The sequence below is a fragment of the Chryseobacterium indologenes genome (assembly GCF_001295265.1).
Lineage (GTDB): Bacteria > Bacteroidota > Bacteroidia > Flavobacteriales > Weeksellaceae > Chryseobacterium > Chryseobacterium indologenes_A.
Map to the genome: position 1 here is coordinate 39,634 of NZ_LJOD01000004.1, position 23,964 is coordinate 63,597.

The following is a 23,964-nucleotide window of genomic DNA, read 5'->3' on the forward strand; positions in this document are numbered from 1 at the left end:
GTGATACTCAAGTGAAATGAAAAAAAATAAAACTCAGCTATGTTCTACAATTTTTTCGAAAAAATATACAGAAAACAGCAGCTTTCTATCTTGAAAAAGCACCCCGGCGTATTTTTTGAAAATATCAAACTAGGTACCGGCGGACGCTTTGTTCTTGACAGGAATTTAAAAAAAGTAAGCATCGGAAAGTCTGTAGAGTTTAGAAATTACACCTGTATGCTTGTGCTGAAAGATGCCACCTTAGAAATAGGAGACCGTTTTTTTATGAACAACTTCTGTTCAATCAACTGTCTGGAGCGTATTTCAATTGGTGAAAATACACTATTCGGAGAAAATGTAAAGCTATACGATCATAATCACACTTATGAAACGTCTCCCGTTTTCAAAGTACATACCTCAGAATTTACAACAGCTCCCATCATCATCGGAAAAAACTGCTGGCTCGGAAGCAATGTTACGGTATTGAAAGGCGTAACAATTGGTGACAACTGTATTATTGGGGCCGGTTGCACAATCTACAGAGATATTCCTGAAAATACAACCGTAGTAAACGAACAAGAATTAATTTTTAAGGCAAGAGAATGAAGTTTTCGATATTAATTGCTCACTATAATAATGCTGTTTTTTTCAGAGACTGTTTTGAAAGCATCATTAAACAAACCTACTCCGACTGGGAAGTCATTATTGTAGATGACTGCTCTGAACAGTCAGAAAAAGAATCCCTGAGAGCATTAATTGCCGGCGACTCCCGCTTTTTTCTGTATGAAAATGAAGTAAACAAGGGAGTGGGCTATACCAAAAAGAAATGTGCAGAACTTGCAACGGGCAGCATCTGCGGCTTTGTAGATCCTGATGACGCATTAACGCCCGATGCCCTGGAGGAAAGCATAAAAGCATACACATCTCCCAATATCATTGGCACTTATTCTCAGTTCTATATGTGTGATGAAAACCTTTCAATCACAAAAACGTTTCCCTATTCTAAAAAGATCCGGAACGGAGAAAAAAAATTCCTGAACACACAGTTTGAAATTGCGCATTTTTTCACGTTCAGAAAAGAGCCCTATCTTTCCACTGAAAAAATAGATGAAACCATCAGCTCATCTGTAGATCAGGATTTATATCTGAAACTCTATGAAAAAGGAGATCTGTTTTTCATTACCAAAAAGCTGTACCTTTACAGAATTCACACCCAGGGAGTTTCCCAGGATAAAGGAAAAAAAGAAAAACTGTATAAAAACTGGCACACTGTACTGTATAACACCCTTAAAAGAAGGCACATACAAAAAATTTATGATAAAAACATAGAGGATATTGAAAACATTCCGGCCTTCATTTTCGGGAAACAAAATACATTCATTTCAAAAATTGTAAGAAAACTAGCATGTCTGAAAATAAAAAAATAAAAGTCCTTTTCAGGCACCGTTCCATGGAAATGGGTGGAGTGGAAAAGGTAATTCTCAGCATCATCAAAAATCTCAATCCTGAAAAATTCGACATTACGGTATGTCTGAATCTTAATCAGGGCGAGCTCAGGAATGAATTTCCACAACATGTAAGAAAAGTATATCTTGCAGACGGAAGAGAAGACTTCTCTACCAACCCTCTGATTCACAAACTACAGCTTATCCGCAGAAGGCTGAAGCTTGCCAAAGCTCAGAAAAACCATACAGTAACAGACCGCCTTTTAGGACACAAAAAATTTGATGTAGAAATAGCTCCTACCTATTCTGCTTTTTCATCCGTCATCAATTCCAGTAATAAAGACTCAAAAAAGATAGGATGGTTTCACTCGGAAATCAATATCCCGGGCATGAAACCTCTGCTTCCGGGTATTCTTGAAAATTTCCCGCAGTTTGATCATATGATCTACTGTTCTCAGAAAATAAAAGATATTATGCATCAGTCATATCCTGATCTATCGTATCCGGCTGAAAGCGTAGTTATTAATGCTATTCCTATAGAGGAAATTAAAAAGAAGGCCGAAGAGAAAATTGAAGACCTTCCTCAAGGCCCTGTTTTTGTTTCCGTAGGCCGTCTTCACAGCAGAAAAGGTTATCATAAGCTCATTGATGCCCATAAAAGACTTATTGATGAAGGATTTCACCACAGCATTGTCATCCTTGGCAACGGTGAGGAAATGAAAAATCTTACCGAACAGATTCAGGCCAATAATGTTCAGAATACTTTTATTTTAAGTGGTAACAGAATGAATCCCTATCCCTACATTAAAAATGCGGATTACTTTATTCTTCCTTCCGAATCCGAGGCCTGGCCATTGGTGATCGCTGAAGCACTAATTCTTCAGAAGCCCATTATTGCAACCGATACAGGAGATGTGGGAGTCATGATCAAAGACCGTGAAACCGGATACCTCATCAACTATGATACGAATGAAATATATGAAGCCATGAAAGTTTTTCTGACCGACCCTGAGCTCATTACCAGAATCAGAACCAACCTCGAAACCATAGAGAGCCAGTTTGACAATCAGAAAATTTTTGATGCTGTAGAAAAAATCATCGAAGATCTTGTGATTAAATAATTATTGGGCCGAATAACCGCCATCTACTACCAGATTAGTCCCGGTAATCCATTTGGCAGCGTCTGAAAGCAGGAAGATGCATGCATTGGCCACATCTTCAGGTTTGCCTATTCCCAGCGGATGTTTTTTCAGAATCTCCTCAGCCGCTTCTTCTCCGATATTTTCGAACATCTTTTCCAAAATTGGAGTATCTACCATGGCAGGGCTGATGCTGTTTACTCTTATTCCGCTTCTTGAAAGTTCCATTGCCAGGGAACGGGCCCCGGAAACCACGGCTCCTTTGCTGGCAGAATAGGCGGCTTTTCCAATTTCTCCAACCATTCCCGCAACTGAAGAAATGAATACGAAGGCTGAAGTTTCGGCTTTATATTTTTTAAGGGAAAGAATTTTGGCGATCTCAAAACCGGAGATTACATTGACTGCAAAAATATCATGATAAAGCTTGGGCGAATGCTTTTTAAGAGGCAGTGTCTTCTCTATTCCTGCACAGTGGATAAACCCTGAAACTTTTCCTAAAACAGCTATTTTTTCAGCAATTAACTCTTCCAGGTTTTCACCTTCTGCAATATCGGCAATAATAATTTCAGCCTTGGTATCAGGAGAAAGCATAGATATGGTTTTCTGCAGCTCTGCTTCATTTCTTGCCATAAGTATAAGATCTGCCCCGGCGTTGCTGCATTCTACAGAACAGCTTCTCCCGATTCCGGAAGAAGCCCCTGTAATTAGAATTGTTTTATTTTTTAATGAAAACCGATTCATTAATCCTCAAAGTTTTCTTTACCGATGATATTAACCAGATCAGATACTTTTTCAATATCCTTAAACTGCTTTGTATCGATTTTTTTATTAAAATTCTCATCTACAAATGCAATAACAGAAAGGAGGCTGATAGAATCATAGCTTTCCAACTCTTTCAGATTGGTATCAAGCGTAAGGGTTTCATCTTCTTCTAATTCTTCCTGTAATTTTTCTAAAAAAACGGATGTCTTCATATATTTTTTATTTATGGCTTATGTTATAATTAAATTTCAATGATGGTGGCTCCCCATGAATAACCCACTCCAAAACCGGCTATCAGGACTCTGTCTCCTTCTTTCAGCGTTCCTTTATCCATCATATCTTTCAGGGCAATCGGAATGGTAGCCGACACTGTATTCCCTGTATTTTCCATGTTAATATAGAACTTTTCTGCCGGTATTTTTGTTTTTTTCCTTAAATAATTCAGCATAAAAGAATTGGCCTGATGAAAAACAAAATGATCAATATCATCCATCGTCAGACCATTTGTTTCCAATGTTTCTTTTACCAGTCCCGGAATATTTTCAATGGTAAAATTAAAGATCTCCGGGCCGTTCATATAGAGATTTTCAGGATCAAACTCATTTTCAGGATTCAGCTTAAAATCTGCTTTGAAAGCTCCTTTTTTTACGATAAGATTTTCAGCGCCGCTTCCGTCTGTACCCAGGCAGAATTTGTAATCTTTGGCACCAGCATCCTTTTCGATGATGATTGATGCTGAGGCATCTCCGAATATACTGCGATTAGCCTTATCCTTAGGATTGATATGTTTGGTATAGGTTTCCGCGGTGACCAATAGAATACGCTCTGCAATTCCTGCAGCTATTAATCCTTTAGCAAAAGCCATTCCATAGACAAACCCGGAACATCCGAGATTGAAATCCATCGCTCCGATATTTTTTCTGAGGCCAAGCCTGTCCTGAAGAAGGCATGCTGTAGTGGGAAGGAAATAATCCGGACTTTGGGTACAGAAAAGGATAAAGTCTACCTTGTTTCTGTCATAGCTCTCAAAAAGCTTTTCGGAAGATTTTACGGCAAGCTCTAAAACGGTTTCATTATCCGAGGAAATGTGGCGCTGCCTGATGCCTACTTTTTCATGAATCCTTTCAGAACTCCATTCAGGGAACTCTTTTTCCAAATCTTCGTTGGTGAGAACCAGCTCCGGCAAGTAATATTCTATTTTGGAAACTTTTATCATATTAAATAAATTCTTTTTCTTTGCAAAAGTAAAAAACAAATTTACAATAATGATCCTCATATTCAGAATAGTATTAAAAATACATTCCGCCTACCATGCATTTCTTAACAAGGCCAGCCTTGAAGTGGCTAAGTTTCGTGGTATGAAGGTTGGAAAAAGCTTCAATATGCCGGACAAAATTTATTTTGGAACCGAGCCCTATCTTATTGAAATCGGAGATCATGTGAATATTGCCGCTAATGTAAGATTTGTAAATCATGGAGGAACTACAACCCTTCTGAGAAGACTCCCGGGTTATGAAGATGCAAGAATTTTCGGGAGGATAAAAATCGGAAATAATTGTACCATTGGCCTCAACTGTGTAATCATGCAGGATGTACAGATAGGAAACAATTGTATTTTGGGTGCCAATTCTGTTTTATCACAATCTATGCCAGACAATACCGTATTTATTGGTAATCCGGCACAATTTCTCTGCACGATAGAAGATTACGGGGATATTGTTTTAAAGAACAACCCTGAATATCCGCGGGAATTGGAAAAAGACAGGAAAAAGCTGGATGAATATATCAAGGCCAATCTTCCTTATAAATTTAAAAAGGCAAGAAGAATTAAATAGCCTATAGAGGCAGGTCTCAAAAGACTACAGTTCCCCCAATCCTCTGCTAAGTTCTTTTTTGTACTTTTGCAACAGTCACACTGTGACGAATTAAAAACCAAATGAAAAAAAAAATACTATTTGTCTACTATCAGAATATCAAAATTGGTGGAGTAGCTAAAGTTCTTGCTAATCTTACTTCAGAACTGGCAGATGAGGATTACGATATCGAGATTCTTTTTCTTATGGCTCCCCGTCCTGATTTTTACAGAATCCACCCCAACATCAAAAAACACTATATCAATTCTTTTGCAGACCCATATTCAAGGTTTGCCACACATATCAATAAAAAATACAGCTCTTTTCCCAAGATCTACACCTTATACTCCTATCTCTATGACTGGGGCTCCTACAGGGTACTCAGAAAGTGGATCAGGGAAAACCACCACCGTTATGAAACCATTGTAACATGCTGGTATAAGCTGGCTACCATGCTTTCTTTTGAAAAGGAAATCAGCAGGAAGACCATTGCATGGGAACATTCGTCTTTCCGTATAGGAGGGTTAATTTATGATAAAATATTAAGAAGAAATTACAGGAAACTAAAGTCTATAGTATCTATCAATAAACCGTCTGTACAATATTATCAACAGTTCAACAAGACTTTTTTTATTCCCAATCTTTCAGATGGACTCTATGAAGAATTAGAATTTACGGTTCCCGAAAAAAAAGAAAACCTCATTAGCTTTGCAGGAAGACTGGATAAAACTAAAAATGCCATAGAACTAGTTAAAATATTTCATGAGACTCCGAAACCTTCCGGCTGGAAACTACAAATTATCGGAAACGGACCGGAAAAAGACAATATATCACAATATATTAAAAGTAACCGGCTTGAAGACCAGGTCTTTCTTCTTGGAGGAAAATCTTCTGAAGAAGTGGCTGAATTGCTTCAAAAATCAAAGATTTTTATCTTCACGTCTTTAAGTGAGGCGTTCGGGCTTGTTCTTGTGGAAGCTATGTTCTGCAGCAATGCGATCATTTCTTATGACTGCGAATTCGGACCGGCAGATATCATCAATGAAAAAAATGGCTTTTTAATTCCTTTGCATGACAGGAAGATGTTTGCGGAAAAACTTGGACATCTTATTCAGGATCATGAATTCCTGACAAACCTTATGAAATCTTCTTTCGAAGAATCAAAAAAATGGAGAAAGGAAAAAATAATACAGCAGTGGAAAGAGATACTTTAGACGACGGAATCCATATATCTGTTATTATTCCTGTATATAATTCAGCGGCTTCCCTTCAGAAATGTGTTAACTCTGTTCTCAACCAGACTTTCTCCAATTTTGAACTCCTTTTAATCAACGACGGATCTTCCGATCATTCTCTGGAGATGATGAATTCCTTTGCTGAAAAAGACAGAAGAGTTAAAGTAATTGATAAAATTAAGAACAGCGGAGTAAGCGATACCAGAAATACAGGTATTTCCCATGCAAAAGGAAGAAACATCTGCTTCATTGATTCTGATGACTGGATAGAAAACAATTATCTTCAGATTTTCGTAGAACAATATGAATCGCCCGCTGTACTTCTGATTCAGAATATTATCCGGGGGCAGCCGAGGGATCTGCTATGCAAGACGTATAAGATGCAGACCGACTTTACGGAGCTGTTGGTCAGAAACAATCTCCTTTATTTTGGAGGGCCATGTGCTAAATTTTTTGAAAGAGAAATTATTGTAAAGCACAACCTGAGCTTTAACAAAGAGGTCAGCTACGGCGAAGATCTGATGTTTTTTATGGAGTACATCAAACATGTTCATTTCATAAAAATTCTGGATGAAACTCTTTACCATTATGAATATACTGACGGGTCCCTGAGCAGGATAAAGCATTCTTTTGCCTCATTATTCATCCTCCATACTGCGGTAAGGGATTTTATTGCATTTCAGAAACGGAAAGATAAAGCGGCTAAAAAATATCTTTACCAGTTTGACTGGGATTTTGTTGAATCTTCTATAGATCAGGGAATTATCGGAAGAGATTTAAAAAAGGAAGAATCAGACCTTTATCTTGATAAAATCAGGAAATCTATAGGTACAGATCATTTTTTATACACCGGCTATTACCGAAAAGTTTTATTTTTGCTTCTTAAGACCAGGCAATTCCGTTTATTGCTGAAACTTAAAAGATTTTTAAACACATAATTTTATTGCTTTGAAGAAAAAAATATTGATTAGAATTGGTTCCTTGCGTCATGGCGGTGCAGAAAAAGCACTCATTAATTTTCTGAAAAACATCCCTTCAGATAAATATGAAATTGACCTTCTGATCAATTTATACTCAGGACAGTACATTAAAGATGTTCCGGCATGGATCAATCTGCATTACCTCATCAAAGGGGAAATGATTACCACCAACAGACCACACGAAATTCCGGTGAAGGCTTTCCGCGTTCTTTATCAGAAAATGTTCCTGTTGTTTCCGGCTCTTCTCTACAGGCTTATTCTGAAAAATAAGAAATACGATGTAGAGATTGGTGCTATTCACGGAATGTATAAAGAGATACTGTCCAGTCCTTTAAAAGATTCAAAAAAAATCATCTGGATTCAAAACGATATTTTTAGTTTAAAAGAATTTACTCCTAATGTGATCCGGGAGTTTTTCAGGTTTGATAAAATACTTGTCATTTCAAATAAACTGGAAGAGGGAATGCTGCAACATGCCCAGAATGAAAGGGAGAAGAAATCTATTATAAAAATTTACAATCCCATTGACAGAAATGATACCTTACAGAAAGCCCACATGCCTGTTGATGATATGCCTTTTACAGACAGCAGTGATCCTGTATTTGTTTCCGTAGGAACGGTATATCCGCAAAAAGGATATGACAGGCTTCTTCAGGTTCACAAAAAATTACTGGATGAAGGACTGAAACACAACCTCCTGATTATTGGTGACGGCTACGACCTTGAAAATATCCAGGCCCAGCTGAATGCACTGAATTTACAGAAAACAGCCAAAATGCTGGGATACAGAAGCAACCCCTACCCTTATATGGAACATTCTGATTTTTATATAATGTCTTCCAGGCATGAAGGGTACCCTACTATTATTGCCGAAGCCCTAATCTTAAAGAAACCTATTTCTGCAACGGATATTTCCGGAATAAAAGATCTTCTGCAGGACGGAAAGCTAGGGATCATTACCCAAAACTCTGAGGAAGGAATTTACGAGGGAATGAAAAAATTTCTTACGGACAAGGAGCTTGCTGAACATTATAAAAAAGAAATCAGTACTACAGAACTTCCTTTTGTACTGGAAAAATCGGTACAGCATATTCAGGAAATCATAGATAACGTATAAAAACAACTGCTATGGCTGAGCATTCTATTATTCAAAAAGATTTTTACCGGGAAAGCGGACAATGGCTGTCCCGTTTTCAGATCTGGAAAAAATGCATCAACCCGAATCTTCATTTTATTTATATCCTGAGAAAAGCCCAGCAGCACAGAAAAAATTCTGTTTCAAGAATTTTCTGGAGGCTTATTTTAAGGCACTATCAAATCAAATACGGATTCCAGATTTACCCTGAAACACAGATCGGGGAAGGCTTTTATCTCGGCCACTGGGGAAGCCTGGTGATTAATCCAAAAGCAAAGATCGGGATCAACTGTAATATTGCACAGGGCGTAACCATCGGACAGCAGAACCGGGGAAAAAATGCAGGCTTTCCCATTATAGGCAACGAAGTATGGATAGGTGCCAATGCTGTTATTGTAGGAGGTATAACAATAGGAAACAACGTCCTGATTGCCCCGAATTCTTATGTAAATTTTGATGTTCCTCCCCACTCTGTTGTAATGGGAAATCCAGGTGTAATCTACCCTAATGAAAATGCAACAGAGGGCTACATCAATCATAAAATATAAAACTTTATTTTTTTCATAGTTTCCAATCATAAAACTGTTGTTTATTAAAATGGAGTCGTCAGACTGAGGTCGTTTTTTTATGCAGAATTAAAAATATTTTAATATCTAATTTCAATTTTATAATTAATAGTTCGTAATTTTATCATTATTTTTTGAGTTTGGATTATTGCTGTTTCAGAAAAATTACTCTGAAAATGGCTATTAATGATCTTTTTAAATATGATTTTAAGCATATTTTAATATTAAACTTTGTTAAAAGTATCTGCCTTTACGGCAAAAATTATATTTTTGCATGATTATTGATTTAGTCTATTGAATTTGAAAATAATTTAAACGAAATAAATAATTATAAACCTTAAACATTTAAATTATGTCACAATCGTACGAAGTTATTTTCGAAAACAACAAGAAGTGGGTAGAGTCTAAAATTGCAGAAGACCCGAATTTCTTTCATGAACTGGCTAAAACTCAGACACCTGATTATCTGTACATCGGATGTTCAGACAGCAGAGCAACAGCTGAAGAAATCATGGGAGCAAAACCGGGAGAAGTTTTTGTCCACAGAAACATTGCCAATGTTGTTAATACTTTAGACATGAGTTCCACAGCGGTTATTCAATACGCGGTAGAACATCTTAAAGTAAAACACATTGTAGTATGCGGACATTACAACTGTGGTGGTGTAAAAGCAGCGATGACTCCTCAGGACTTAGGATTATTAAATCCATGGCTGAGAAACATCAGAGACGTTTACAGATTGCACCAAACTGAATTAGACGCTATCGAAGACGAAGGAAAACGTTATGACAGACTTGTGGAACTTAATGTTCAGGAGCAGTGTATTAACGTGATCAAAATGGCCTGCGTACAGGAAAGATACATTTTAGAAGAGTATCCTATCGTACATGGCTGGGTGTTTGACCTTAGAACAGGTAAGATCATTGATCTTGAGATTGATTTTGAGAAAACCTTAAAGGATATCCAAAAGATCTACAACCTTACAAGTTCTGACTGGGTAATGAGCAGAAAAATCAAATAATTTTTCTGACAAAAAGAGGGTAAAAATGAAATTCTGGAGTATTATTATTTTGATGTTCTTCCTTAACTTTACAGCGCTGCCGGGCATTGCTGCGGTTGCCGGCTGGGAGCTGGTAAGAACCAATGTAGTAATTAACGAAGAAGAGCCTCACTCTCACCCGTCATCTTTTATTGTTTACGAAAAGACCCTTCCGAAAACTTTAGATGTATTCGATTATCTGAAGTTCTCCGAACCTGATCTTCAGGGCGTGTCTTTTGTGCTGGTAGATGATTCCTTTCATCTGTCGCCATTACTCACTATATTTTCTCCGCCTCCGGAAGCTTAATTTTTAAGTATAGTTAGATTTATTTAATAGGTATTCATATCAGATCCTGGTATTGAATCCGTGTGCTTTAAAATTAAATTTCCAATCTTTTATAATTGATTATCAAAGGATAGATCAATCGGTTATAGTATTTTTCAAAAACATCATGAAAAAAACATCATTATTAGGAGGAATCAAGGAGAATTTCCCTTCAGGACTCGTTGTATTCTTAGTAGCGTTACCTTTATGTTTAGGAATCGCTTTAGCATCGGGGGCACCGCCATTATCGGGAATTATTGCCGGTATTGTAGGAGGTATTGTTGTAGGATTCATCAGCAATTCAAATATTTCAGTATCCGGACCGGCTGCCGGACTTACTGCCATTATTTTAACAGCCATTACAGATCTCGGCGCTTTTGAGCTTTTCTTATGTGCCGGAATTATCGCAGGGCTAATCCAGCTGGTACTAGGATTTGTCAGAGCAGGAAGTATTTCCAACTACTTCCCGAACAATGTTATTGAAGGCATGCTTGCCGCTATCGGAATCATTATTATTTTGAAACAGATTCCTCATGCAATGGGATTTGATAAAGATTACGAAGGCAATCAGTCTCTTTTTGACAATGGGATTAATTTCAATTATTTCTCAGAACTTTTCGGAGCCGTTCATGCCGGAGCTATTATTGTAACCCTGGTTTCGGTAGCTATTCTTATTCTGTGGGATAAAATTCCTGCCTTAAAAAGAATGAAAATGCTTCCGGGAGCACTGGTAGCGGTAGTCGCAGGAATTCTTATGAACGAAGCATTTAAGCTTTCCGGAAGTTCTTTGGCAATCAGCCCTCAGCATTTGGTTTCACTTCCGGTTCCGCAGTCTTTCGATGACTTTAAGAACCTTGTAACCATGCCCGATTTTACCGGATTCACTAATGTTAAAGTATGGATTGTAGGAGCAACTATTGCCATTGTAGCCTCTATTGAAACCCTTCTTTGTATTGAGGCATCCGACAGACTTGATAAGCAGAGAAGAATAACCGACACCAACCTTGAGCTTAAAGCGCAGGGCATTGGAAATCTTGTGAGCTCATTCATTGGAGGACTTCCTATGACTTCAGTAGTAGTAAGAAGTTCCGCCAACGCTAATGCAGGAGCAACCTCTAAACTGTCTGCCATGATTCATGGCGTACTGTTATTGGTTTGTGTACTTACCATTCCGTTCATCCTTAACCTGATACCGCTTGCAACGCTTGCTGCCGTACTTATTCTGGTAGGATACAAACTGGCAAAACCGGCTACTTTCAAACACTTCTGGCATCTTGGAAAATTCCAGTTCATCCCCTTTGTTGCAACTGTAGTAGCTGTAGTAGCTACAGATCTTCTGAAAGGTGTGGGTATTGGTTTGGCTATCTCCGTTTTCTATATCCTTCAGGGAAATATGAAACGTGCTTATTATCTAAGCAGAGAAAAACTAAATAATGCAGACGGAATTACTATAAAACTTGCGGAAGAAGTATCTTTCTTAAATAAGGCTGCCATTAAAAAAACTTTAAAAAATATCAAGCCCAATTCTGCCGTGACCATTGATGCAAGAGGAACTTCATATATTGCCACAGATGTATTAGAAATGATTCAGGATTTCGCTAATATCCGGGCAAAAGAAGAAGACATTGATGTGGAACTTTTAGGCTTCAAAACTTCATATGCAGATTATGAAAGAGATGAGGATTCTCACATCCTGATTACGCACAGAAGGGCCATGTAAAAGCAAGTAGTAGTTAGATATAAATTGATTGGAAATTAATTTTTAAAAGTACAACAGAAGACCATCGGAAATTCCGATGGTCTTTATTCTGATGTAGTATTGAAGAACTGGTAAAACCTGTAATATAATCTTATTTACCGTTATAAGCAGACATTGTATTATTAATCCCTGCAAAAACAAATGAAAGACATGCTTTCGCAAATTTTTCAATCCTCTCCGGCAGCTTTTCTGCTTCTTCACTACTCCAGGTTCCCAGAACATAATCCACCTGACGGCCTTCAGAAAAATCTGCAGATATTCCGAAACGAAGCCTTGCGTAATTCTGAGTATTCAGTACTTCATTGATATTTTTAAGACCATTATGACCTGCATCTGAACCTTTCATCTTCATTCTCAGTGTACCGAACGGCAGTGCCAGGTCGTCTGTGATGATCAGTACATTTTCCAGGGGAATATTTTCTTTCTGCATCCAGTATCTCACGGCATTCCCGGAAAGATTCATATAAGTGTCAGGTTTAAGCACAAAAACTTTTCTCCCTTTGTATTTCCCCTCAGACATCCAGCCGAAATTAGTTGTATTGAAAGGAGCTTCCAGGGTTTCCCCAATCTTTTCAGCAACCTTAAATCCTATATTGTGACGTGTATTTTCGTATTCTGCTCCTTTATTTCCGAGACCGACTATTAAATATTTCATTAGAAATTTTTTACAAAATTAAGGGATAAAAAACAAAAAGCCCAATCTTCAAAAGACCGGGCTGCATATTTTAAGAAATTATTTTCTAGAAAGGCTTATAAATATAGTTAACACCAAACCCTTTTGTCATATAGGTCTGAAGATCATAATTATAATTAGTTGTTCTGATTAGTGAAGTAGGAATCGGAGGCATAAGGTCTGTTACCGATACTCTCTTAGGGTTATTCGGAGACAGGATATGACTTTCTCTATCATTAATCTCTGTTGAAAGAAGTCTTGAAATCTTATACGCTGAAGGAAGCAGGGTAAAAGGACTTATTTCATTATCATAAGCAAAATACTCGTAAGCATACTTTTTGGTAACCGCTCCCGGTACACCGCCGGCCATAGTTCCGTAAATTCTTACCGTTTTAGCAACATTATCCCCTAAATATGTATATTCTGTTTCTGAATAATCTTTAAAAGTGAATGGAACTCCTGGAGCTTCAGGACCATTTTTCATTGAAATAGTACTCAGCTTGCCTGTAGATGCATCGTATTTTAACTCATAAAGAGACTTTGTTCTGTTCAGAAGCGTCTGAGGTCCCGGAGCCGTTGCCGGAGGTACAGGAGCTGGTCTTCTGAAAGTCAGTCTGTTCTCTGAAATGGTTACTAATTTATTATTAGGTCCGTAAGTAAATAGCTGCGTATAAGAAATACTGTCCTTATCCAATTTTCCGTCTGCGTTAAGGTCAAGAAAACCGTTAAAAGTAACCTGGCTTATTTTATCTCCGCTATAAGCAATATCTGCTACTGAAGCACTATCCATAAGCACTTTGGTTAAAAGAAGACCGCTGTAATGGTATTCTGCCAAGGTATCTTTGTCTGTAATTTCTCTGTACAGTGCTCTTGGCCCAATCAGACCGCTAGTGTTATTTAAATCTATTAAAGGATCCCCGTTATCATCCAGCATATCTTTGCAGGAATATATTGAAGAAAACCCTGCTATCAATACAATAAAGTAGAAAAGTCGTTTCATTTCCAGGTAATTGTTTATTTTTTGACAAATATAACTTTTTTTTGTATAAAAGCTATCTTTTTATTTATATTCCGATAAATCCGATAATCAAAAAAGGATTATAAAACTCTGTAGGTATATTTAAGTTTCTGATCCTTGTTAGATACAGGATAGTTCTGATTATCATAAATATAATCCAATGGGGTACTGGTAGGTAAGGCAGGTGCCGGAGGTGCTACATATACCGAAGTAGGATTATTAGGAGATATTCTGTAGAAAGTCTCAGGACGCACTAAACTCCATGCCATAAAAAAGCTTTTCGGAAGTGTGGAAAACGGACTGATCTTGGAATCATAGTTCTGGAAGCTGTACATTGTTTTCTTGGCAGTGGCCATATCCGGAGCTCCTTCTCCGTCCATTACTCCTCTGGTACAGTCTCCTTTAAAAATATTATTTCCAATATATGTAAAGTCAATCAGTACAAAATTGGTGTAGGCATATGTACCGCCGTATTTTTTCTTTTCAAGGACTTTAGTAAGCTTTCCTGTGGTATCGTAAGTAAAAGTATACTCACTGATATAAGAATTGGCCGCTGTAGGAGCAACAGCCGTACAGGTGGCATTATACATATTTCCTTTACTGTCTTCAGTAATCGTGAAATCATAAGAAACGCTCCCTGCCAGGCTTCCTATAAACTTTATTCTGGATATTTTATCTCCTGTATAATTTACCGTACCGGTATAAGAAGTACCGGTATTACCGTCTTTAAACATTCCGGTTACCAGTTTTCCTGAGCTGACAACATATTCTTCCTGAACAGTATTGTCAAAAGTGATCTTTTCCAGCACCCTTGCAGGAGGAGGGGTTCCATTGCCATTATTCCCGCCGTTACCGGCACTCGGTTCAAAATCATCAGAACCACTATTGTTACATGAGGCCATGAATCCAAGCAGTACACCGGCAAAAATTTTTAAAAGATAGTTTTTTCCCATTGAAAAAATATTTTAGTGAGTTCACAAATATAATCCATTTTTTCGACCAAATCATTCATTTTCATAACAAATTAAAAGCAAATCTTTTCTTTTCATAAAAAAAACCTAAAAACATGATGCTTTTAGGTTTTTATAAGGTATAATAATGATATTTTAATAAGGCTGCAGTACGGAAGTTGTTAATACCGACTGGGACATTTCATTATTAAGGAAATTAACATTTACAGCAGTACCTATTCCGAGGGTCCCGTTATTAAGGGTTCTCTTTGTACAGGCTACCTTAACGCTGTAATTATTTTTGGGCATAAGGTTACTAAGTGTTGCATTAAGATTAAAAATCTTATAGGCCCCTTCATCTCCCAACAAAACTTCAGTTCGGACTGCCCTAAGCTTATTATCTACAAAAACACCACAGGCAAAACCGGCTGAAGAACTTCCGTTTCCAGTTTTCTGAGCAGTTGTCTGAAAGGTAAATACCACTTTGTTTACATTATTGGTAATAGAAAATGTATCATTAGTACCCTGAAGCACTACCCAATCACTGTTCAGGTCTGTATTTTCTGTATAAGGAACAGGTGACCCGTTTCCTGTAAAAGTAACACCAGTCTGGTCTGCTACCGTATTCAGGGAAAATACAGACATACTTCCCTGGCCGTCAGCAATTTTGATATTCTTCCAGTCATTGATATTCATTTCTGAGTTATTATGAAAAATGGCTCCCTCTGATCCGGCAGACCCTTTCAGAAGATTGGTTCCTCCGGTTCTCAACTCACCCCTTACATTCAGGTCTCCGTTTACATCTAATGCATTAACAGGGGTAGAGGTATTTATTCCCACCTGAGCCCCGGCAAAAAAAGCGAACAGTAAAGATTGTATAATTAATATTTTTTTCATGACCGGATTAATTAGTAATAGGATTAAAGAACTGAGGAATTTCATACACGTCTACTTTTAAAGAAGACTGGGTAATAAAATCATTGATATTATCTGCTGCATAGGTTCCAATAGCCAGAACAACATTATTTGCTGTTTCATAAGACCCGATTCTTGAGCAGGCAACACTTATGTTGTGTTCTCCTATAGGAAGATTTTCAATTACCCCGATCTGGTTATGGGTAATGAAAGTACTGGCTGCACTACTCGCCTTCAGATTTCTCTGCCTCATATTAACCAGTTTATCATTCACAAAAATTCCGCACGCATAGTCTATTGAAACATCGGTTGGCTTATTGGAAGGCAGGTTAGCCTGTACTACCGTTTCAAACTGAAAATAGGTTTTGCTTTGTGTACTGTATACTTTGACCTTCTCAGACAATCCGGTAATTTTTTTAAACCCTGAAAGACTGGAAAATTCTGCTCCTTTTACAAAAACAGTGCTTCGGGCAGCAGTACCAAACTGTTCAGTATTGGTAAATTTCACCCCTGTCCTGTCTGAAAAGGAATTATTGAATATCAGGTAAAATTTATTCGGTTCATATTCCGGGATACGCAGTGATTTCCAGATAGGCGGATAACCTTCTCCCTGAGAAACAAGTATCTGGTCATTATTTCCTTGCGAAAGACTGTTGTCTGTTGTATTCAGAACAACTATTTTATTTCTCAGGTTCAGGTCTCCGTTCACGTCCAGTTTGGCTTTCGGAGTATCTGTATTGATACCCACCTGTCCGGACAATAACAATCCTGCTCCAAGAAATAGAGTTAATATTATCTTTTTCATCAGTTGATTAATTGTTTTTATAAGTAACATACTCAATGACATCTATCTTCATAATAGATTCAAGAGTAAATGCATTGGAAACCGTATTGGTGTCTGATATATTACGTCCTATAGTAAATTGAGAACCTGCATTGGAGGTAGAGATCTTACGGCAGGCTACCTCAAGCGTCTGTGCACCAATAGGTACATTCTGTTCAGTATAGTTAAGGGTAAAAATATACTCCTGTATTCCTGCTTTTTCGCTGTTATTGTTTGAAGCGATCCTGTCCGGGCGCACGGCAACAAGCCTTCCGTTTCTGAAAACACCGCAGGCAAAACTTATGTTCTGAGAAGTCTGCGCATTCGGGGCTTTTATTTCTACACCAGTCTGGAACTGATAAGTAAGTCTGTTTTTACCGTTTTTGATATTAAAATTATTTTTCAGACCTTCAATTTTCACCCATCTTCCTTTTGATGTATCGGTAATATCATCTCCTACATTATTCTTGTAGACGCCATCTCCGGCAGCCAAATTGGAAAGGGTACTTATTCCGTTCTGATCTGAAGACACATACGAATTGATTAATTTGTACTGTCCCTCTTCCATAAAGGAAACATTCAGTGATTTCCATACAGGAGGCTTTCCTTCTCCCTGTGAAACCAAAACCTGGCCGTTGAGCCCGGCACTTCCTGCCTGAGCTGAACTTCCTCCTACTCTAAGTTCTTTTCTTAAGGTGGTTTTCCCGTTTACATCGAGAATAGATTTTGGGGAGCTGGTCCCGATTCCCACCTGAGCGCTGACACACAATGAAACAAGTCCAAAAGCGCAACTAAATATAATTTTTTTCATAATTGGGCCACAAAGGTACAAATTATCAATCAAAAAAAACAATCTAATTAATTCTAACTATGTAGAAATAAAGCATTTACAGCATCGAATTACTTGTACAAAAAAGTAGAATTATTTCTACAAGTGATTAATATGCCCTTTATTTTGGCAGCAAAATCTTCGTTAAGCCCTGTAACAGAAGCGTTTTAACAATTATTTTTACTCATTACTCTGTGATTTTCAGGAACTTTTTCAGGAGCCATTTATTTAAAATAACCATTAAAAATTTTTCAATAAAAAAGATCTGAAAGGTAAATTTTCAGATCTTTTATACATTTTAATGAAAAACTATTTGTTTTCAGAGACTTAAAAACAGGCTTTTATTGATAAAATCATCCTATTGCTTTGATTCATGTCCGATGATTGCCTTAAGAAGTCCATTCACTTCATCTACATTTTTAACCCTCTCTTTTCTCATCATCAGCTGATTACCTTCCTTCCCTATTTTCTCTTTCAGCTGTGCTTCAGCCGGATTTTGAGTCAAATAATTGATGATATGCCTGAAACGGTTGGTCTGGTAAAACTTATCCTGAGGATTTCCCGGAAAATATCCTAAGAAAATCCCGTTCTTCATCACGATTTTATCAAATCCGATATCTGCAGCCAGCCATTTCAGAGAAACACTTTTTAACAAATTAACAGCTTCTTTGGGAAGCGGGCCAAAACGATCAATCAATTCAAGCTCAAACTGATGAAGTTCCTTCTCATTATTGATCTCTGCAATTTTCTGATACAGCAGTAGTCTCTCTTCCGTATTGGAAATATAAAAATCAGGTAACATCAATTCGAGATCAGTATCAATATTCACATCTTTTACAGACTTGAAGAGTTTCTGGCGGTCTTCCTCATTTTCAAATAAATTTTCAAAATCGGCATCATCTTTCAATTCTTCCAGCGCTTCCTGCATTAGTTTCTGATAGGTTTCAAAGCCCATCTCATTGATAAAACCACTCTGCTCTGCACCCAGAAGGTCCCCGGCTCCCCGGATTTCAAGATCTTTCATCGCAATCTGAAATCCGCTCCCTAAATCAGAGAACTGCTCAATTGCTTCCAGACGTTTACGGGCATCAGAAGTGATCATATCATAAGGAGGTGTGATCAGATAGCAGAACGCTTTTCTGTTGCTTCTTCCTACCCTTCCCCTCATCTGATGAAGATCTGCCATTCCGAAACGATGGGCATCATTAATAAAGATGGTATTGGCGTTCGGAACATCCACACCACTTTCTACAATGGTTGTAGAAACAAGAACATCATATTTCCCGTCCATAAAGTCCAGAACATTCTTTTCCAGCTGTTTTCCTTCCATCTGCCCATGCCCTGTAATAACCCTGGCATCCGGAACCAGTCTCTGGATAAGCCCTGCAATTTCTTTAAGATTTTCAATCCTGTTATTGATAAAATAAACCTGTCCGTCTCTTTGAAGCTCATAGGAAACAGCATCCCGGAGCGTCTCTTCATTGAAGCCTATCAAGTGGGTATCAACAGGCTGTCTGTTAGGCGGTGGTGTTTTAATTACAGAGAGGTCTCTTGCTGCCATCAGGGAAAACTGCAGCGTTCTGGGAATTGGAGTTGCCGTAAGGGTAAGGGTATCAACATTGCTTTTAAGTGTTTTCAGCTTATCCTTTACAGAAACACCGAACTTATGCTCTTCATCAATAATCAGCAGTCCAAGATCCTTAAATTTCACAGAACTGCCTGCCAGCTGATGGGTGCCGATGATGATATCTACCTTACCGTTTTTAAGATCTTCCAGGGTTTCAGCTTTCTGCTTAGCTGTTCTGAACCGGTTCACGTACGCAACGTTCACAGGAAAATCCTTCAGTCTTTCTTTAAAACTCCTGTAATGCTGGAACGCCAGAATAGTGGTAGGAACCAGCACAGCAACCTGCTTCCCATCGGTTGCAGCTTTAAACGCTGCACGCATTGCAACCTCCGTTTTTCCGAAACCTACATCACCGCATACTAAACGATCCATCACTGTATCCGATTCCATATCTCTTTTCACATCAATAGTGGCTTTTTCCTGATCAGGGGTATCTTCATAAATAAAACTTGCTTCCAGCTCATTCTGCAGATAAGAATCCGGGGTATACGCAAATCCCTTTGCCGTTTTCCGTTGTGCATATAACCTGATAAGATCGAAAGCGATCTGTTTTACTTTAGCCTTTGTTTTCTGTTTCAAAGATTTCCAGGTTGGCGAACCAAGTTTGCTGAGCGTAATCTCTTTTCCTTCCGGACCGTTGTATTTTGAAATCTTATGCAGAGAATGGATGCTCACATACAGCAGGTCTCCATTCTTATAGGTCAGCTTGAAGCATTCCTGGATCTTTCCGTCGTTATTGACTTTTACCAGCCCCATAAATTTTCCGATGCCATGATCAATATGGGCAATATAATCCCCGATTTTCAATGACATGAGGTCTTTTAAGGTAAGCTGCTCAGATTTGGCAAACGTATTTTTTGCTTTATATCTTTGGTATCTGTCAAAAATCTGATGATCCGTATATACCAATAATTTATGTCCGTTATCTATAAAGCCTTCGTGCAGCTCAGATTTAAAACTTTTAAAAGGCAGTTCGTGTTCCAGCTCTTCAAAGATGGATTCAAGTCTTTCTTTTTGTTTTTCTGTGGAAAATGAGATCCATGTATCGAAACCTGCATTTTGCTTTTCCTCAAGATCTTCGATAAGCAGCTCAAAATTTTTGTGGAAAGACGGCTGTGGAAGCTGTTCCATCCTGATCTCTGTAAGATCCCTGATTCCTTCCATTGAAATCCCTGCAAAATCAACCGTTGTAAATTTTTTATAATCAAATAAAAACTCCTGATCTGAAATAAACAGTTCCTGGGGCCTTCTATGCGCAATATCTTTACTCAGCGTTTCATATTTTTCAAGAGATTTTTCATAGAAAGTCCTGATTTTCTGCATTCCGGCCGCTCCATTCCGGGAAACGATAAAGCTTCCTTCCGTGAGAAGCTGCAGTAATGAAACTCTTGTTCCGGTAACCGAAAAGTTCATATTTGAAACCAGCTGAAACTCTTTTACCTTCTCTACTGAAAGCTGTGTTTCAATGTCAAATGTTTTAATACTTTCCACTTCATTCCCAAAGAAGGTAATACGGTAAGGCTTTTCATGAGAATAAGAAAACACATCTACAATTCCTCCTCTTACTGAAAACTCACCAGGCTCGGAAACGAAATCGGCCTGCTGAAAATGATAATGTGTAAGAAGTTCATCCACAAAATCAAAGTCCAGCTGATCGCCTGTTTTAATATGATGAGAGATGGCTTTAAAATCTTCTTTTTTAAGGACTTTTTCCGATAAAGCACCAGCATAGGCAACAATCACCTTCGGAGATTTCCCCGAATTTATTTTATTCAATACCTCTGTTCTCAAAACGAGATTGGCATTCTGCGTCTTCTCTACCTGATAAGGTTCCATATGCGTTGCAGGAAAATATAAAACCTTCTCTTTTCCCAGCAGATCTTCCATTTCAGTATTCGCATACAGGGCATCTTCCTTATCATCTACCAGGTAAAGGATATTTTTTTTTCTTGTGAGAAAAAGTTCAGCGGTAAAAATAGAAGCCGAGGATCCGGCACTCCCCTTCACGGAAATGTGCTGGCTGGTTTCAAGCTGATCAAAGATTTCTTTACCAAATTCTTTCTGAAGCAGATCGGGAAGAAACTTTTCATTGATAGGTTTTAGCTGCATAAATAGTAGTAGTATAAACGACAAAAGCGATTTCGGAAGTTCTCCGAAACCGTGTCTGAACTGCAAAGATACGGATATTTTTCTCGGTTTTAAGAATTCAGCCTATGTATAAAATTTAACAAAATCTTAAAACAGATACCCAAATCTTAATTTTTTACCAATTCATTTAATTATACGTTAAAATAATCTTGTTTTTACCTCATGGCACAAAGTTTGGAAATTTCCTTTTACCAAACTTTTAAAGAAATAATATTATGAAAAAAGCAATTAAAATTTTTGGAATCTGTATGCTGGTATTTTTTACGGCATTATCTTTTTCATCGTGCAGCAGAGACGATGATCCGGTAAATAATGACTTCTTTGCAGGAACCTATAAAGGAAGTATTTCCTATAATGACGGATCCACCAACATTAATACAGACAACGGAAGCGTTTTTGTGACCAAGATCGCCAGCGGAACAAAATATAATTTTGCATTTTCCAACAGTATCCCGGATCTGAACGGAATAGAATTTGAGCAGAAAGGCGATCACTCCCTGGTTATGATAGGATCTAACGCAACATCTTACATCAGAATTGACAATAATGAGCTGAAGATCTTATATGCGAAAGACGGCAAAACATGGACTGCCAACTGTACACGATAACCCAACTATTCTTATTTATATCAAAGCCTGTTTCATTTTAAACAGGCTTTTTTAATACCCAGCATCAATGCTTTAATTTTTTTTTAAGCAGTAATAAACTTTAGTTAAGGTTAAAAACCTCCGTTTTTTCAGCCCGTTTTTTGCTTACCTTTACTTAAGAAAACAAACAATAAACCCTATGAAAAAATTATTAACTGCAATGTCTCTGGTGCTAGGACTAGGACTTGCAACTGCCCAACAGACTGCTCCTGCTTCCGGCACAGCCCCTCATCAGACTACAAAAACTGTAAAAGCCCCTGAAGCTAAAACAGCAAAACCTGCAGCTAAAATGAAAAAAGACGGTACACCGGACAAAAGATATAAAGAGAATAAAAAACTAAAAAAAGACGGCACTCCTGATAAGAGATACAAAGAAAACAAATAAACTCAACATATAGTTGTTATTTTCATAATCAAATTTCGAAGAACCGGTGAAACTTTTCACTGGTTTTTTTGTGGCTTATAGCATAGGAATTCAAAAAAATCTGCTCAATCTACTGAATCCGCGAGAGATTTACCACAGTCATTAACAAATAAAATCCCCAAACTTTTACCCCTGCATAAAAGAAAATGGTTTAAGATTCTCTACTTATTTATAAATTTGGACCATGTTAAACTTCATCAAGAAAAATGCTGCATTGATCTGGGCAAAAAAACACGTCCGGAAAACTGAAGAATTCAAGAAAAATGCTGAACAGAACCAGGAGGCTCTGCTTCTCTCTCTTGTAAAAACGGCTCAGAAAACGCTTTTCGGGCGGGAGCATGATTTTGAAAATATTCATTCGGTGCAGGAATTCCAGAAAAGAGTTCCCATTGCAGATTATGAAGATTTAAAACCCTATATCGAAAGGGTAAAAAGGGGGCAGGCCAATATCCTGTGGACTGAAACTCCTGAGTATTTTGCCAAAACATCAGGTACAACTTCAGGTTCAAAATACATTCCTATTTCCAAAGAAGGAATGCCTTTTCAGATTGCGGGTGCCCAGAGTGCTCTTTTCCATTATATTGCCCAAAAGAATAACGCCGATTTCGTTAAGGGAAAAATGATCTTCCTCCAGGGAAGTCCTGAGCTGGAAGAGGTTTTCGGAATAAAAACCGGTCGTCTTTCCGGTATTGTTGCCCACCATATTCCGGGCTATCTTCAGAAGAACCGTCTTCCCAGCTGGGAAACCAATATCATGGAAGACTGGGAAGCCAAGGTAGACAAAATCATTGAGGAAACAGAGAAGGAAGACATGACGCTAATCTCCGGCATTCCGCCGTGGCTGGTGATGTACTTTGAAAAACTGACTGAAAAACATGGTAAAAAGATCAAACAGCTTTTTCCTAATTTACAGCTAATCGTAACAGGAGGAGTTAATTACGAGCCTTACCGGGATAAAATGGAAGATCTGCTGGGCGGAAAGGTAGATACTATACAGACATTCCCCGCCTCTGAAGGATTTTTTGCCTTTCAGGATGATTACACAAAGGAAGGCTTACTTCTTTTAACCAACCATGGAATTTTTTATGAATTTGTTCCATTGGAAGAATACGGAAAACCCGGTGCACGACGGTTAACGTTAAAAGAGATTGAGCTCCATAAGGATTATGCTCTTATCCTGACCACCAATTCCGGTCTTTGGGCCTATTCTATTGGGGATGTAGTAAGATTCATCAGCAAAGATCCTTACAGAATTCTGGTAAGTGGCAGAACCAAGCATTTCACGTCTGCTTTCGGAGAGCATGTTATCGCTTTTGAAGTAGAGGAAGCGATGAAAGCAGCTTTGGAGAGGTTTTCCGCACAAATTACAGAATTTCATCTTGCCCCACAGGTAAATCCTGATGAAGGTCTTCCTTATCATGAATGGCTGATAGAATTTGAAAAAGAGCCTGAAAATATGGATCTTTTCAGAAGCGAGCTTGATGATCAGCTCCGGAAACGCAATACTTATTACGATGATCTGATTACCGGAAACATCCTGCAGAAACTTCAGATCACAAAACTGAAGAAAAATGCCTTTCATGAATATGCCAGATCTCAGGGGAAACTGGGCGGGCAAAATAAAATCCCGAGGCTTGCCAATGACCGGAAAATTGCAGATCAGTTAGAACTTCATAAATTTTAAAGATATTTT

24 protein-coding genes are annotated in these 23,964 nt (G+C 38.0%); 14 read left to right on the forward strand and 10 right to left on the reverse strand.

Annotated features, from left to right (window positions below):
- Positions 1 to 39 precede the first annotated feature (39 nt).
- Genes AOB46_RS07780 through AOB46_RS07790 form a run of 3 tightly spaced genes read left to right on the forward strand, consistent with a single transcriptional unit; the run spans position 40 to position 2,545 of the window.
- Positions 40 to 585 (forward strand): acyltransferase, encoded by a 546-nt coding sequence (locus tag AOB46_RS07780; protein WP_062698008.1) that lies wholly within the window; start codon positions 40 to 42, stop codon positions 583 to 585.
- A complete protein-coding gene (locus tag AOB46_RS07785; RefSeq protein WP_062698010.1) occupies positions 582 to 1,406 on the forward strand; it encodes a glycosyltransferase family 2 protein in 825 nt (274 codons plus the stop codon). Before AOB46_RS07780 ends, AOB46_RS07785 begins: the two co-directional genes overlap by 4 nt.
- On the forward strand, positions 1,385 to 2,545 hold the full coding sequence (locus AOB46_RS07790) for a glycosyltransferase (protein ID WP_062698012.1): 1,161 nt from the start codon (positions 1,385 to 1,387) through the stop codon (positions 2,543 to 2,545). The genes AOB46_RS07785 and AOB46_RS07790 overlap by 22 nt, the downstream gene beginning before the upstream one ends.
- On the opposite strand, the gene AOB46_RS07795 is transcribed toward AOB46_RS07790, so the two are convergent.
- The 3 genes from AOB46_RS07795 to AOB46_RS07805 are packed head-to-tail and all read right to left on the reverse strand — an operon-like array spanning position 2,546 to position 4,541.
- Complete coding sequence (locus AOB46_RS07795) at positions 2,546 to 3,304, reverse strand: SDR family NAD(P)-dependent oxidoreductase (RefSeq protein ID WP_062698014.1); 759 nt, start codon at positions 3,302 to 3,304, stop codon at positions 2,546 to 2,548.
- Positions 3,304 to 3,537, reverse strand: a complete 234-nt coding sequence (locus AOB46_RS07800) for a phosphopantetheine-binding protein (RefSeq protein ID WP_062698016.1) — start codon at positions 3,535 to 3,537, stop codon at positions 3,304 to 3,306. Before AOB46_RS07800 ends, AOB46_RS07795 begins: the two co-directional genes overlap by 1 nt.
- A gap of 29 nt (positions 3,538 to 3,566) precedes the next feature.
- A complete protein-coding gene (locus AOB46_RS07805) occupies positions 3,567 to 4,541 on the reverse strand; it encodes a 3-oxoacyl-ACP synthase III family protein (RefSeq protein WP_062698460.1) in 975 nt (324 codons plus the stop codon).
- A gap of 49 nt (positions 4,542 to 4,590) precedes the next feature.
- On the opposite strand from AOB46_RS07805, the gene AOB46_RS07810 reads away from it, so the two are divergent.
- The 8 genes from AOB46_RS07810 to AOB46_RS07845 all read left to right on the forward strand — a co-directional run bounded on the left by AOB46_RS07810 (position 4,591) and on the right by AOB46_RS07845 (position 12,178).
- On the forward strand, positions 4,591 to 5,160 hold the full coding sequence (locus AOB46_RS07810) for an acyltransferase (protein ID WP_062698018.1): 570 nt from the start codon (positions 4,591 to 4,593) through the stop codon (positions 5,158 to 5,160).
- A 101-nt stretch (positions 5,161 to 5,261) separates the two neighbouring features.
- A complete protein-coding gene (locus AOB46_RS07815; protein ID WP_062698020.1) occupies positions 5,262 to 6,392 on the forward strand; it encodes a glycosyltransferase in 1,131 nt (376 codons plus the stop codon).
- Entirely contained in the window at positions 6,347 to 7,351 is a 1,005-nt protein-coding gene (locus AOB46_RS07820; RefSeq protein ID WP_062698022.1) for a glycosyltransferase family 2 protein, read from the forward strand. The genes AOB46_RS07815 and AOB46_RS07820 overlap by 46 nt, the downstream gene beginning before the upstream one ends.
- A gap of 10 nt (positions 7,352 to 7,361) precedes the next feature.
- A complete protein-coding gene (locus AOB46_RS07825; RefSeq protein WP_062698024.1) occupies positions 7,362 to 8,510 on the forward strand; it encodes a glycosyltransferase in 1,149 nt (382 codons plus the stop codon).
- Between the two features lie 11 nt (positions 8,511 to 8,521).
- Entirely contained in the window at positions 8,522 to 9,076 is a 555-nt protein-coding gene (locus AOB46_RS07830) for a serine O-acetyltransferase (RefSeq protein WP_062698026.1), read from the forward strand.
- Between the two features lie 370 nt (positions 9,077 to 9,446).
- Positions 9,447 to 10,115: a carbonic anhydrase gene (locus tag AOB46_RS07835; protein WP_062698028.1), complete on the forward strand. Its 669-nt coding sequence runs from the start codon at positions 9,447 to 9,449 to the stop codon at positions 10,113 to 10,115.
- A 25-nt stretch (positions 10,116 to 10,140) separates the two neighbouring features.
- Positions 10,141 to 10,440 carry a hypothetical protein gene (locus AOB46_RS07840; protein WP_062698030.1) on the forward strand — a complete coding sequence of 100 codons (300 nt, stop codon included), beginning with the start codon at positions 10,141 to 10,143 and terminating at the stop codon, positions 10,438 to 10,440.
- 145 nt (positions 10,441 to 10,585) lie between these two features.
- A complete protein-coding gene (locus tag AOB46_RS07845) occupies positions 10,586 to 12,178 on the forward strand; it encodes a SulP family inorganic anion transporter (RefSeq protein WP_062698032.1) in 1,593 nt (530 codons plus the stop codon).
- Between the two features lie 130 nt (positions 12,179 to 12,308).
- On the opposite strand, the gene pth is transcribed toward AOB46_RS07845, so the two are convergent.
- The 7 genes from pth to mfd form a co-directional block, all read right to left on the reverse strand.
- Positions 12,309 to 12,872, reverse strand: coding sequence for an aminoacyl-tRNA hydrolase (gene pth, locus AOB46_RS07850; protein WP_062698034.1), 564 nt, complete (start codon positions 12,870 to 12,872; stop codon positions 12,309 to 12,311).
- 85 nt (positions 12,873 to 12,957) lie between these two features.
- On the reverse strand, positions 12,958 to 13,890 hold the full coding sequence (locus tag AOB46_RS07855; RefSeq protein WP_062698036.1) for a hypothetical protein: 933 nt from the start codon (positions 13,888 to 13,890) through the stop codon (positions 12,958 to 12,960).
- A gap of 98 nt (positions 13,891 to 13,988) precedes the next feature.
- The gene (locus AOB46_RS07860; RefSeq protein WP_062698038.1) at positions 13,989 to 14,861 is read right to left on the reverse strand and encodes a hypothetical protein; all 873 of its coding nucleotides are present in this window, start codon (positions 14,859 to 14,861) and stop codon (positions 13,989 to 13,991) included.
- Positions 14,862 to 15,014: 153 nt separating this feature from the next.
- Positions 15,015 to 15,755, reverse strand: a complete 741-nt coding sequence (locus AOB46_RS07865) for a hypothetical protein (protein WP_062698462.1) — start codon at positions 15,753 to 15,755, stop codon at positions 15,015 to 15,017.
- Positions 15,756 to 15,762: 7 nt separating this feature from the next.
- Positions 15,763 to 16,578: a hypothetical protein gene (locus AOB46_RS07870; RefSeq protein ID WP_062698464.1), complete on the reverse strand. Its 816-nt coding sequence runs from the start codon at positions 16,576 to 16,578 to the stop codon at positions 15,763 to 15,765.
- A gap of 7 nt (positions 16,579 to 16,585) precedes the next feature.
- A complete protein-coding gene (locus AOB46_RS07875) occupies positions 16,586 to 17,407 on the reverse strand; it encodes a hypothetical protein (RefSeq protein ID WP_062698039.1) in 822 nt (273 codons plus the stop codon).
- A 376-nt stretch (positions 17,408 to 17,783) separates the two neighbouring features.
- The gene (gene mfd / locus AOB46_RS07880; protein ID WP_062698041.1) at positions 17,784 to 21,161 is read right to left on the reverse strand and encodes a transcription-repair coupling factor; all 3,378 of its coding nucleotides are present in this window, start codon (positions 21,159 to 21,161) and stop codon (positions 17,784 to 17,786) included.
- A 254-nt stretch (positions 21,162 to 21,415) separates the two neighbouring features.
- Here mfd and AOB46_RS07885 point away from each other — a divergent pair, with 254 nt between their 5' ends.
- The 3 genes from AOB46_RS07885 to AOB46_RS07895 all read left to right on the forward strand — a co-directional run bounded on the left by AOB46_RS07885 (position 21,416) and on the right by AOB46_RS07895 (position 23,955).
- Entirely contained in the window at positions 21,416 to 21,808 is a 393-nt protein-coding gene (locus tag AOB46_RS07885; protein ID WP_062698043.1) for a hypothetical protein, read from the forward strand.
- Positions 21,809 to 21,986: 178 nt separating this feature from the next.
- The gene (locus AOB46_RS07890; protein WP_082377044.1) at positions 21,987 to 22,232 is read left to right on the forward strand and encodes a hypothetical protein; all 246 of its coding nucleotides are present in this window, start codon (positions 21,987 to 21,989) and stop codon (positions 22,230 to 22,232) included.
- Positions 22,233 to 22,455: 223 nt separating this feature from the next.
- On the forward strand, positions 22,456 to 23,955 hold the full coding sequence (locus AOB46_RS07895; protein WP_062698045.1) for a GH3 auxin-responsive promoter family protein: 1,500 nt from the start codon (positions 22,456 to 22,458) through the stop codon (positions 23,953 to 23,955).
- Positions 23,956 to 23,964: the final 9 nt, after the last annotated feature.